The sequence below is a fragment of the Streptomyces sp. NBC_00727 genome, from assembly GCF_045161745.1.
Taxonomy (GTDB): domain Bacteria; phylum Actinomycetota; class Actinomycetes; order Streptomycetales; family Streptomycetaceae; genus Streptomyces.
In genome coordinates, this window is the sequence record NZ_CP108982.1 from 141,436 (window position 1) to 153,458 (window position 12,023).

At 72.3% G+C, this 12,023-nt stretch carries 10 protein-coding genes; 4 read left to right on the forward strand and 6 right to left on the reverse strand.

The annotated features are described in order from the left end of the window. Positions 1 to 14 precede the first annotated feature (14 nt). Positions 15 to 1,604 (forward strand): amidase family protein, encoded by a 1,590-nt coding sequence (locus OG242_RS32565; protein ID WP_331739055.1) that lies wholly within the window; start codon positions 15 to 17, stop codon positions 1,602 to 1,604. Positions 1,605 to 2,191: 587 nt separating this feature from the next. After that, positions 2,192 to 2,572 carry a VOC family protein gene (locus tag OG242_RS32570; RefSeq protein WP_331739057.1) on the forward strand — a complete coding sequence of 127 codons (381 nt, stop codon included), beginning with the start codon at positions 2,192 to 2,194 and terminating at the stop codon, positions 2,570 to 2,572. Between the two features lie 72 nt (positions 2,573 to 2,644). Here the strand turns inward: OG242_RS32570 and OG242_RS32575 are convergent, their stop codons facing one another. After that, on the reverse strand, positions 2,645 to 3,841 hold the full coding sequence (locus OG242_RS32575) for an NAD(P)/FAD-dependent oxidoreductase (RefSeq protein WP_331739059.1): 1,197 nt from the start codon (positions 3,839 to 3,841) through the stop codon (positions 2,645 to 2,647). Between the two features lie 434 nt (positions 3,842 to 4,275). Between OG242_RS32575 and OG242_RS32580 the strand changes: the two genes are divergently transcribed. Beyond that, positions 4,276 to 4,785 (forward strand): winged helix-turn-helix domain-containing protein, encoded by a 510-nt coding sequence (locus tag OG242_RS32580; RefSeq protein ID WP_331739061.1) that lies wholly within the window; start codon positions 4,276 to 4,278, stop codon positions 4,783 to 4,785. A 55-nt stretch (positions 4,786 to 4,840) separates the two neighbouring features. On the opposite strand, the gene OG242_RS32585 is transcribed toward OG242_RS32580, so the two are convergent. From OG242_RS32585 to OG242_RS32600, 4 genes are all read right to left on the reverse strand, one after another. After that, complete coding sequence (locus tag OG242_RS32585; protein WP_331739063.1) at positions 4,841 to 5,560, reverse strand: tryptophan 2,3-dioxygenase family protein; 720 nt, start codon at positions 5,558 to 5,560, stop codon at positions 4,841 to 4,843. Beyond that, complete coding sequence (locus OG242_RS32590; protein WP_164641867.1) at positions 5,557 to 6,798, reverse strand: pyridoxal phosphate-dependent aminotransferase; 1,242 nt, start codon at positions 6,796 to 6,798, stop codon at positions 5,557 to 5,559. The genes OG242_RS32585 and OG242_RS32590 overlap by 4 nt, the downstream gene beginning before the upstream one ends. Before the next feature lie 71 nt (positions 6,799 to 6,869). After that, positions 6,870 to 7,628: an SDR family oxidoreductase gene (locus OG242_RS32595; protein WP_331739067.1), complete on the reverse strand. Its 759-nt coding sequence runs from the start codon at positions 7,626 to 7,628 to the stop codon at positions 6,870 to 6,872. Then, complete coding sequence (locus OG242_RS32600; RefSeq protein ID WP_405901800.1) at positions 7,625 to 8,383, reverse strand: thioesterase II family protein; 759 nt, start codon at positions 8,381 to 8,383, stop codon at positions 7,625 to 7,627. The genes OG242_RS32595 and OG242_RS32600 overlap by 4 nt, the downstream gene beginning before the upstream one ends. A 237-nt stretch (positions 8,384 to 8,620) precedes the next feature. On the opposite strand from OG242_RS32600, the gene OG242_RS32605 reads away from it, so the two are divergent. Beyond that, positions 8,621 to 9,862: a cytochrome P450 gene (locus tag OG242_RS32605; protein WP_331739071.1), complete on the forward strand. Its 1,242-nt coding sequence runs from the start codon at positions 8,621 to 8,623 to the stop codon at positions 9,860 to 9,862. 104 nt (positions 9,863 to 9,966) lie between these two features. Here the strand turns inward: OG242_RS32605 and OG242_RS32610 are convergent, their stop codons facing one another. Then, positions 9,967 to 11,913 carry an amino acid adenylation domain-containing protein gene (locus OG242_RS32610; protein WP_331739073.1) on the reverse strand — a complete coding sequence of 649 codons (1,947 nt, stop codon included), beginning with the start codon at positions 11,911 to 11,913 and terminating at the stop codon, positions 9,967 to 9,969. Positions 11,914 to 12,023 lie beyond the last annotated feature (110 nt).

A 12,023-nucleotide genomic window follows, 5' to 3' on the forward strand; every position in this document is an offset into this window, starting at 1 on the left:
GTGAGCTGTCGGCCATGAAGATGCGTAGCACGGCGGCCCTGACCGCGATCCTGGTCGTGGCCCCCCTGATCGCGGTGGCGCCCGGCCCGCGGGCAGCCGCTTCCTCCCGCCCCGGCGACTCGGCGCGATCCGCTGAATCGACACTGGTCGGCGGCGTCGACCTCGACACGGTCACCATCCCCGAACTGCAGGCCCGCATGGCCCGCGGGAAGTTGTCCTCGGTCCGGCTGACCCTCGCCTATCTGCGGCGGATCAAGGCCGTCGACCCCAGGATCAACGCGGTCCTGCACGCCAGTCCGACGGCCCTGCGCCAAGCGGCGGCCAGTGACCTCAGGCACCGTCTCGGCAGGACCCGCGGCCCGCTGGACGGCATCCCCGTCCTGCTCAAGGACAACGTGAACACCCGCGACATGCCGACCACCGCCGGCTCCCTGGCTCTCGCCGGGAAGCCACCGCGCAACGACGCGGAGCTGGTCAAGAAACTCCGGGCGGGCGGCGCGGTGATCCTGGGCAAGGCCAATCTCTCCGAGTGGGCCAACTTCCGCGCGGCGAGGCCGACATCCGGCTGGTCGGCAGTCGGCGGCCAGACCCACAACCCGTACGTCCTGGACCGCAACCCCTGCGGCTCGTCCGCCGGCTCGGCCGCGGCGCTCGCCGCGTCGCTGGCACAGGTGGCGATCGGCACCGAGACGGACGGCTCCATCGTCTGCCCCGCCGGGATGAACGCCGTCGTCGGCCTCAAGCCGAGCCTCGGCGTGGTCAGCCAGTCCGGTGTCGTACCGATCTCCGCCGAACAGGACACCGCGGGCCCCATGGCCCGGAACGTGATCGACACCGCGCTCACCCTGTCCGTCCTCAGCGGCGGTGACACCGTGCGCGCCGACACTGCTGCGGACCTCGCAGACGCGGCGGCCCGTCCCGGCTCACTGCACGGCAAACGGATCGGCCTCTGGCGGCTGCCGGTGCTCGGCACCGAGGTGGACGCCCTCATGACGCGAACGGCCGAGCGGCTGCGAGCCGCGGGTGCCGAGATCGTCGAGGTGGACCTCCCGTATCAGGCACGACTGGCCGAACTCGAGTTCCCGGCGCTGCTCAGCGAGTTCCACCGGGACATCGACGCCTACCTCGCCACCCGGAACGGCCCGCGCGACCTGGCCGAGCTGATCGAGTTCAACCGGACCCACCCGCAGGAGCAGACCTGCTTCGCCGGCCAAGAACTGTTCGAACAGGCCCTCGCCGCCCCGCCCACCACCGATCCGGAGTACGTGGAGATGCGCGCGGAACTGGCGAACCTGTCCCGCCGCTCCATCGACGAGGTCATGACCGCGCACGGCCTGGACGCGATCGCATCCCCGGCGAACCCGCCCGCGTGGACCACCGACTGCGCCCGGGGCGACAACGACGTGATCCCGTCGTCCACCCCCGCTGCCGTCGCCGGCTACCCCTCACTGTCGGTGCCCGCCGGCTTCGTGGGCGAGCTGCCGGTGGGTCTGCTCCTCATGGCGGGCAACGGCCAGGACACCGACCTGCTGTCCCTGGGCGCGGCGGTGGAACACCGGCTGGACGGCCGGCGTGCGCCGCGGTACCTGCCCACGGTGGGCTAGGTCCTGTCTGGAGTTCCCCCGCGGCGTCGCGGCGTCCGGCACCGCCGCCTCCGGCGTTGTCGTCGGTCGCCGACGCTCCTTCCCCGAGTTCTCGGCTTCGCTCGAACAGGGGAGACCCCATTCGGCTCCCTCCTCCGCCTCGGATTCGACGGCACCAGACGCCGCTCCTTCTCCCGCGCTGGAACCCCAGACAGGACCTAGGACGGTGCTGGTGCAGAAGACGCTGCTGCGTGCCTGGAAGGCCCATGGCCGTTAACTGCCAGGCCTCTGCCGAGGCGCCGTTTCGTCGCTCGGTGTGCTCGGCGTGCTCGGCGAGTGGGGTCGGTGGACCTGGCCCGGGGCTGCAGAGACAGCGTTCAGGCGCCGTCGCTCCCGGGCAGCTGGAGGGCGTGGGCGAGGGCTGCGGCGATCCGTTCATGGCCCTGCTCCGGTTCCGTCCCACTTCTCCGTGTTCCGTCGCTCCCGCTCGCAGCAAGCTCGCCCATGGCCGTTCGTTCGGCGCCCGGAGGGGCGGGGCCGCAGGACGTGGCGTGAACTGATCGCGTCGAATCCTGCGGGCGTCCGCAGGCGGCGGATAGGGTCAACACATGAGTCTGACGCCACGGTTGATCGTCCCGGATCCCGATACCGCTGCGACCTACTACCAGAAGGCGATGGGCGCCGAGGAAGTATTCCGAGCCGAGGACGACAGCGGCCGACTGATGGTCGTTGTCCTACGGATCGGTGGTTCCCCGCTCTCCCTTTCCCCCGCCGTGTCCGAGTGGGGCTGGCTGTCGCCCGACGATGTCGGCGGCTCCCCGGTCCTTCTGGAGGCGGAGTTCACCGACCAGGACGCCGTTGCCGAGCGGATGGTCGCCGGCGGCGGCTCCGTGGTCGTACCGGTGGAGAACCGGCCGTACGGCAAGCGGGAGGGACGGCTGCGCGACCCGTTCGGTCACCTGTGGATCGTCACCGGTCCTCTGCGCTGAGACACCTTCCGGTTCCTCGCGGGGGCGCGCCCCCGCGAGGAACCGGTGTCAGCGACCCTTCCCGGGGCCCTTTCAGGCGCCCGTCACGGGCCACGGCGAAGGCCGGTAGGAATAGGCCTCGGTGCCTTTGCGCACCCCCTGCTTGATAGCCATCGGCAGCATCAGGTCACGTATCACGCGGGTGATCCACCGGTCGGGGGTCATCACCGCCCCCGTCTGCCGGGCCTGCTTCGCCATCGCGGTGACCCGTCCCCGCCGGGACTCCTCGAACGCGGTGAACGCCCGGTCCGTGGAGGGGTGTTCGTGCAGTGCCAGGGCAAGCTCGTAGGCGTCCTCCAGGCCGAGCGCGGCGCCCGCTCCCAGGTGCGGGGCCACCGCGTGCGCCGCGTCCCCCAGCACCCCGGCGCTCCCTCGGTGCCAGGTGTCCAGCGGGGGCACCTCGTGCACCGGCCACCGGCCGACCGGACCGGCGGATGCGTTCAGGATGCGCCGGACCACGGCGGGGTCGGGACGGTGCCGGTCGGCCAGCCCGGCCACCCACCGCGCGTCGTCGATCTCGGCGAGCTCACCGAAGGTGCGTTCACGGGCCTCCTGGTGGTTCTCGAACCACCACACGACGCCGGGCGAAACCACCTGGTACCCGAAGAACCCGCGCAGCCCGAAGACCATGTGGAACCGGCCGTCGACGGGCAGTTCGCCGGTGCCGATCTCCGACCGGCCGCCCGAGCCGACCACCTCGGTGTAGGCGGGCCGGGGCGCGTCGGGGAGCAGCAGGCTCCGTACGGCGGAGTTCACGCCGTCGCAGCCGAGCACGATGCCGGCCTCGGCGTGCGTGCCGTCCTCGAAGCTGATGCGCCAGCGGCCGTCACCGGTCTCGTCCAACGCGACGAGGCGTTTGGCGGTGTGCAGCTTCACCCCGCTGTCGGTGGCCGACTCCCGCAGGGCGCCGCTGAGTTCGCCGCGCATGATGTTGGTGGTGCGTTCCGGATTCCGGACGAGTTCCCAACCCTTGTGGTTGGTGAAGTCGATGGATGCCGCCACGACGCCCTGTTCGAGAATCCGGTCGGCCAGCCCCAGCCGCTCCAGTACCGCCCGCCCGTTCGGGGCGAGGTTGAGGAACGAGCCCACGTCCTGCGCCCGCCGCACGTAGGCCTCGTACAGGTCCACATCGAAACCCAGCCTGGCCAGGCACAGTGAGAGCAGGGGGCCGGTGATGCCGGCGCCGACGACGGCGACGCGTTGGCTCGGTGCGGTGTTCTCGTTGGTCATCGTGTGCTCCTGATCGTGGCCGGAGTGGTGGGGCCGGTGATGTCGCCGCCACTCCGGCATGCTTTGCCGATCAACGGGCCCTCCCACGCGAACGTGTCGCGGTTCTTTCGGCGTTCAGCCAGGTCCGTCGCAGGGAAACGGGCGTCGCTCTCCGGCCGGAATCCAGTTTCCGTCGAGGCAGAATCCACCCGGCATCGGCTCGGAATCGAGACGCGGCAGGATCGGACCCACGGGGTCCGGTGACGACGTCACCGCGGTATTCCGGTGTCGATGCCACTGGCAGAACCTCATGCGAGCGCCCCCGGAACGGTTCCGGGAGCACCGTCGGCCGCCCTTTCGCGGCGATGCCGCAGGGACGTCCGCATGGCCCGACGCCGCCGCCGGACCGCGGCCACGATTTGTCACTTGTTACGGGACAGAACAGGGGCAGGACCATGGCCACGCTTACGCACAAGAAGGAAATCAGGTTCCTCCGCTGGCCGGTGCAAAGCTACGAACGCGACCAGCTGCGCGAGGCGGGACTGCCGTGCCTGCTGGTCCTGGAGGGCCGGACGGCGCCGCCGAGCGACATTTCCCCCATCGAGGACTGGGTCCGTCCGCCGGTGGACCGCCTCGACCTGGCGGCCCGCGTCCACACGCTCCAGCGGCGCACCGGACCCGACTTCGTGCCCGCGCTGGACCCCACCGGGATCCTCTACTACGGCGGTCAGTCGGTGCCCATGTCCGAGGCGCAGAGCGAGATGATGCGATGTTTCCTGGCCGACTTCGGGCATCTCGTCCACCGGGACACCCTGAAGGACGCCTTGGGCCGGATCAGGAACGAGAAGGTCACCAGCAACGCGGTGGACCTGCACATCATGCGGCTGCGCCAGCGGCTGGACGGCGTACGGTTGAACCTGCGCACCGTGTGGGGGCGGGGCTACATCCTGGAGGCCGCCACCTGATCCGGCCGGGCCCCGGAACGCGCACCTGCGCGTTCCGGGGCGCTGCTCTGCGCGGTCAGCCCGCCCGGGGGCGGCGCACCTCGTGCACCTTGCCGCGCAGCTCGTGGAGTTCGGTGAACGGCATCGTCGCGCGACCCATGAGGTGCGCCGCCCCCGAGGTGCCGGCGGTGCCGGGCTGCTCCCCGAGCATTTTCATGACCAGGCCCACGTGCCCGATCTTCCACTGGAAGTAGCCGTTGCCGACCCTGAGCATCGCCTCGATGACGCGGTGGAACGAGCCGGCTTCGACACCCGCGGCGACGATCTTCTCCAGGTCGTGGCCGGTCCGCTCCAGCCCGGAGCGGAAGGCGAGGAAGAGGGAACCGGTCCGGTCGGCGCTGCCGAGTACCCGCTCCAGCTGGTGGGACTGGCTGGACTGGGCGCCGCTGGCCCTGCCGAGGTACTGGCGGAACTCGGCGAAGTCCACCACCGGCAGCCGTTCGAGCGCCATGAGCTGTTCGTGCAGCAGGCGCAGCAGCTCGCTGGACCGGTAGAGCAGGTCGACGGACCGCTCCAGGTCCGACGTGGTCATCGTCAGGAAGTAGCCTTCCACGGCGGCGAGATCGCCCAGGATCTGCTTCAGCCACAGCTCGCAGGTCTGGTGGCTGACGATGAAGAACTGTTCGGACAGGAGCGTGGCGAGGTCCGCGTCGTCCTTGGGAGTGCGGGGCTGCTGGAGCGTCAGCAGTTCGTCGAGCTTCAGGTAGGAGGTGTAGGTCACCTCGGTGGGTGTCACCGCTGCCGCTTCTCACGGACGAGGGCGACCAGGCGCTCCACTCCGGTGACGAGTTGTTCCCGCTCGACGCAGAACGCGATCCTGACCAGGCCGGACGCGGCACCGCCGGGCTTCAGCGGTCGCATCGTGCCGTCGGCGGCGAACTCGGGCTGCGCGGAGAAACCGCTGCCGGGGACCACCACGACGTCGTGGCGGAGCATGAGTTCGGCACTGAACTCCTCACCGGTCAGGCCGGTGCAGGAGATGTCGGCCATGGCGTACCAGCCGCCGCCGGGCAGGGCGGGCAGCAGCCCCTCCTCGACCAGCGGGGCGAGTGCGGCGTCCCGGTTCCCGCGCACGAAGTCGTGGTTGTCGGCGAGGGCCCCCGAGGCGTCCAGGGCGGCCAGACCGGCGTACTGGACGGGCGCGTTGGGGGCGATGATGCAGGATTCCTGGACGCTGCGCATGGCGGCGGCCGTCTCCGGCCGCGACACCGCGACGTACCCGAGCCGGTAGCCGGTCATCGCCGACCCCTTGGAGAAGGTGAAGACGCTGTTGACGATGCGCTGCGACGCGGGGCGGTCGCGCTCCAGGGCGGCGATGGACAGGTGGGGGCCGGAGAAGGCGAAGTCCTCGTAGGCCTCGTCGCTGATGATCTGCCAGCCCCGCTCGTCGGCGATCTCGTACAGGGTCTGCTGCAGCGGGAGGCCGGCAACGGCACCGGTGGGATTGGCGGGGGTGTTGAGCAGCAGCACCCGGGTCGCGGACGTGGCCACCTGCCGGATCGACTCGGGATCGGGCGCGAAGTGCTCGTCGAGCTTGTAGAACACCGGGCGGAACCCGGCGAGGAGGGCCTGTTGCAGATGCACGGGCCAGTGGATCTCCGGCATCAGGATCTCCGCGCCCGAGCCGGCGAGACAGCGCATCAGGGCGCTGAGCCCCTGACAGGACCCGGGGGAGACGAAGAGCCGGCCGGGCTCGGTGTCTATGCGGTTGACGGTGTCGAGCTTCTCCGCGAGGCGCTCACGGAGTTCGGGAAGCCCCTGTACGTCGATGTAGCGCGCCCGGCCCTCCTGGACGGCGTCGGCGAACTCCTTGGCCACGGAGTCCGGCGGGCCGAAAGCGGGTTCGCCCACGTGCAGCTTGATCTGGCCGGGGTGCTCCCGCTCGCGCTCGTTGGCGATCCGGAAGGACTCGTACAGCCAGGAGGAGGGGATCGCCGAGGCCGGGGCGAAGTACGGTGAAGCGGTCTGCGTCATCTGGACATGCCTTTCCGCTGGGGGCTGGGCCGGCCGGGTCGGGCAGGCCGGGTGGTGCTGCGGGGCCTGGCTCAGGCCGTGCGCCCGCCGTCCACGGACACCAGGGAGCCGGTGACCCAGGACGAGGTCTCGGGGTCGACGAGATGGCACACCCAGGCCGCCACCTCATGCGCCAGGCCGAAACGTCTCAAGGGGGTGCCGGCCACGATGTTGTCGCGCAGGGCGTCCGCGTCCCCGCCCGCCGCCAGGTCCCACAGGCCCGTGTCGACCGGTCCGGGCAGCACGGCGTTCACCCGTACCTCGGGGGCCAGCTCCACGGCGAGCGACCTGGTCAGGGAGTTCAGCGCGGCCTTGCCGGCCCCGTAGAACGACCGGCCCGGCATCGCGAGGACCCCGCCGACGGACGACACGTTGACCACACAGCCCCGACTGGCGCGCAGCAGGGGCAGCAGGGCCCGGATGAGCAGGGCGGGAGCCACCAGATTGGTGTCGATCATCTTTCTCAGATCCGCCTCGGCGGCGTTCTCGAGACGGTCGAAGACCGCGTGCCCGGCGTTGTTGACCAGGGCGTCGACGCCGCCGAGCACCTCTGCGGCGCGCTCCGCGATCCGCTCGGAGGCGTCGGGGGCGGTGATGTCCACGGCGTACGGCACCGCGGTGCCCGCGCCCTCGGCACGTGCCTTCTCCGTGACCTCCGCGAGCCGGTCGGCCCGTCGTCCGACCGCCAGGACGTCGGCGCCCAGCCCGGCCGCGCGGGTGACCACGGCGGCACCGATGCCCGAACCGCCGCCGGTGACGACCAGCCGCAGGCCTGCCCAGGGACTGCTCATGTGCCCGACCGCCTCCTTCTCGTGTGTACGGGAATCCGCCGCGCCAGGTCCGCCAGCAGCGGCGCGGGATCGTCGAAGACGTGGAAGTGGCTTCCGGGGACGAGGGTGAGGCTCGTGCTGCCGGTGGTGAGCCGGCCCCAGTGGCGGCCGGCCGGGCCCGGCACCAGGGGATCTCCCCGGGCGATGCAGACGTGTACGTCGCAGTCGAGCCCGACCGGGTCCCGGCAGGAGAGGTAGCGCTCGTGCGCGGCGATGTCCGCCCGCATCGCGGGAAGCAGCAGGTCGCGCAGCTCGGTCTGCGCTGCGACGTCGGGGTCGATGCCGCCGAGGGCGACGAGACGCTCCCACAACTCCTCGTCGGGCAGCAGGTGTTCGTCGCGGGGGGTCCGGGCCGGGTCCCCGGGGGCCCAGGCGCCGGACGCGACGAGGAGGACGAGGTCGAGGCCCGCCCCCGGACAGCGCCGGGCCACCTCGCAGGCGACGGCCGAGCCGAAGCTGTGGCCGAAGAGCAGCAGGTCCGCCGGTGGCAGCCGGGCCAGGTCGGCCACGATCTCCTCGGCCATCGCGCCGACGTCCTCCGCCGGCGGCTCCGTCAGCCGGTCGCCGTGCCCGGGGTACTGCGCGGCGCACAGCTCGACGGCGGTGCCGGGGAAGGCAGCCGGGAGCGCGTTTCGCCAGGCGGCGAAGTTCTCCGCGCGGCCACCCGAGTGCGGCAGCCCGAGCAACCGGAGCGCGGGGCGTTCCGTGTGTGCCACCGTGCGCACTGATCCGCGGTGCACGCCCATGGCCGAATCCCCCTTCTCCGCCTCGGAAGCGAGAATCGCACGGCCGCCCGGGACCGCCGCGGAATCCTTCATCATTCATTCAGCGCCGCCCGGGGCGTGGGCGCGAAGGGCGAGGATCGAGGCCGGATACGAGCACTTCCGTAGCGGCCCGCTGCCCATGCCGGCCCTTCGCGCAGGCCCGGGGCCCGGGCCGAAAGGAGTCTCCTGGTGGTCTCCTCCGCCCGCGGCGCCGTTTGCGACGGCCCGGACGACGACACCTCCGGTGCGGTTCTCGACCTCACCGACCCGGCGGCGTTCATCGAGCACGACCCGTACGCGTACTGGGACCGGATGCGGCGCGACGACCCGGTGAGCTGGCATCCGCCCGCGGACGGGCGCCCCGGGTTCTGGGCGGTGGCCCGGCACCGTGACGTCCAGGCTTGCTACAAGGACGCCGCCCGGCTGAGCTCGGCCCGAGGGACGGTGCTGGACGTCCTGCTGGGCGGCGGCGATTCGGCCGGCGGGCGGATGCTGGCGGTGATGGACCGGCCCCGCCACCGCGAGCTGCGCCGGGCGATGCTGCGTGCCTTCTCGCCACGGGTGCTCGGGCAGGTGGAGCAGGCGGTGCGGCAGCGGGCCGACACCCTGGTGGCCGCGGTGGCCGGTGGGGGAGAGGCCGACGCCGCCCGGGACATCGCGGAGCACCTGCCGCTCAACACGGTCTGCGACCTGCTGGAGCTGCCCGCCGCCGACCGGCCCGCTCTGCTGGGCTGGAACAAGCGCGCCCTGTCGTCGGAGAGCGCCGAGGACGACCCGTTCGACGCGCTGGAGGCCCGCAACGAGATCCTTTCGTACTTCGTGGACGTCGTCCGCGAGCGCCGGCGCCGCCCCGGCGAGGACGTCATCAGCATGCTCGCCGGGGCCCGGGTGGAGGGCGAGCCGATGACGGAGGACGATCTCGCCCTCAACTGCTACAGCCTGATCCTGGGGGGCGACGAGTCCACGCGGGTGACCACGATCGGGGCCCTGCACGCGCTGGGCACCCACGAGGAGCAGTGGCGTCGGCTGCGCACCGGTGAGGTGGCGGTGCGGTCCGCGGTGGAGGAGGTACTGCGCTGGGTGACCCCGGCCATGCACTTCGCCCGCACGGCCACCGCCGGGCTGCGGATCGGGGACGCCGAGGTGGCGGCGGGCGACATCGTCACCCTGTGGAACACCTCCGCCAACAACGACCCCGAAGTCTTCGAGCGGCCCCGCGAGTTCGACGTCGGCAGGGAGCACAACCCGCACCTCGCCCTCGGACACGGCCCCCACTTCTGCCTGGGCGCCTTCCTGGGGCGGCTCGAGCTGTCCGCCGTGCTCGACTCGCTGGTACGCCGCGTGGAACGGATCGAGATTCTGGCGGAACCGCCGCGCGTCTACTCCACCTTCCTGTTCGGCCACAGCGCCCTGCGTCTGCGGCTCGACTGACCGCGTCCGCCCGCCGGCTTCCCGGCCACCCGCGCCGGACCGGCGCGGGCCGTACGGGCTCACGGGCCGGCGCACGCCGTTCCCGGCCCGTGCTCCGTCGTGGTTCAGTCCGAGGTCAGCAGTCCGGCCAGCTCCGCCATGGTGGACCGCTCGAAGACGGCGCGCACCGGCAGGTCCCTTCCCCACTCGTCGCGTACGGCCTTGGCGAGCCGCACCGCCAGGACCGAATGGCCGCCCTGGTCGAAGAAGTTGTCGTCCGGAGCGATCACGGGCACCCCGAGTATCCGGGCGGTCAGCGCGCACAGCGCGGCCACCGGGTCGGACAGGTCGACGGCGGCGGCCGGCGTGGCGGCGCGCACGGCCGCACGCCGCTCCAGGTCACGCCGGTCGATCTTGCCGTTGCTGGTCATCGGCAGGGCGTCCACCACCTCGACGCGCGAGGGCACCATGTGCGCGGGCAGCCGTGCCGCGAGCCGCCCGCGCAGCTCCTCCGCGAGACCGTCGGCCGGGTCCGCGCCGGGCACCGCGAAAGCGACGAGACGCGCCGAGTCCACCTCGCCGGCCACCACCACCGCGGCGATCCTGACCCCCTCGCACGACTCCAACGCCGCCTCGACCTCGCCCAGTTCGACCCGGAAGCCGCGCAGCTTGACCTGGCGGTCGGCGCGGCCCGCAAAGTACAGCGTCCCGTCCTTGTCCTGGTGGCCGAGGTCGCCGGAGCGGTACATCCGGCTCCCGGGGCGGCCGTACGGGTCCGCGACGAAGCGCTCCGCGGTCAGGGCGGGCCGGTTGAGGTAGCCGAGAGCCTCGCCCTCGCCCACCAGGTACAGCTCGCCGTCCTCGCCGGGCTGACACGGCTTCAGGTCCACGTCGAGGACCCGGACCTCGTTGCCGGGCCACGGCTCCCCGATGCTGACCGGCTCACCCGGCCGCACCGGGCCCGCCATGGTCACCCCGACGGTCATCTCGGTGGGCCCGTACCCGTTGAACATGCGCCTGCCGGGCGCCCACCTGGCCACCAGTGCCTGGGTACAGGAGTCGCCGGTGGAGAGCACCACCCCGCCGGGCAGTACACCGTCCGGGTCGGTGGCGGTCAGTGCGACCGGCGGCAGCACCGCGTGGCTGATCCGCCGGTCGATCAGCGTACGGCGCAGCTCCTCGCCCGGCAGCACCGCGCGGTCGTCGGTGAGCACCAGGGTCGCCCCCGACAGCAGGGCCAGCGTCAGGTCCCAGAACCCGGCGTCGAAGTTGAACGAGGCCCACTGGAGGACCCGGTCGCCGGGCCCGGGGCCGATCCAGCGGCGCTGCGTCTCGGCGAGCGCCGCCATGCCCGCGTGCGGGACCACCACACCCTTGGGCGTTCCGGTGGAGCCGGAGGTGTAGATGACGTACGCGGTGTCCTCGACGCGCAGCGGCCGTCGCCGCTCCTCGTCGGTGACCGGCCGGTCCGGGCGGGAATCGGGGTCGGGGGCGGCCAGGTCGAGGGTCTCCAGTCCGCTCACGCGCACCGGCGGACGGCCGGTGTACAGCAGGGTCCGCAGCCCCGAGTCGGCCGCCATGCGGTGCAGCAGCTCCGCGGGGTAACCGGGGTCCAGCGGGACGTAGCCCGCCCCGGCGGTCGTCACGGCGAGCGCCGCCGTCACCTGGTCGGTGCCGCGGGGTACGCAGATCCCGACGAGGTCGCCGGGCCCGAGACCGTCGGCGATCAGCCGCCGGGCCAGCCGGTTGACGCGGGCCGCCAGTTCGCCGTACGTGAGTGCGGTGCACCCGCTCTCGACCGCCGGCAGGTTCCGGTGTCCGGCCACCACCCGCTCGAAGAGCACGGGAAGGGTCCCGGCCGTGCCGGGCGCGGCGGCCGCCGACGGGGCGGGGCGCACGTCCGGCCAGACGCGTTCGACGTGGGCGCGGGCGTTGTCGAGGGAGGTCTCGGACAGCTCCACCCGCCAGCCGTCCGGGACGGGAAGCCGGGCGGGCCACAGCGACCGCTGGCCGCGCTCGTTGCACAGGACCCGGTATCCCGTGGCGGGGTCTTCGAAAGGGTTGGCTGGCATCGAGCGACCTCCTGTGTGACGGTGCCGCCGGATCGGTCCGGCGCCCCGCGAGGGCGCCGCGCGCGACACAGGGAGCTCCACCCTGACGCGGGCGGGCGGCGGGCCCGTAC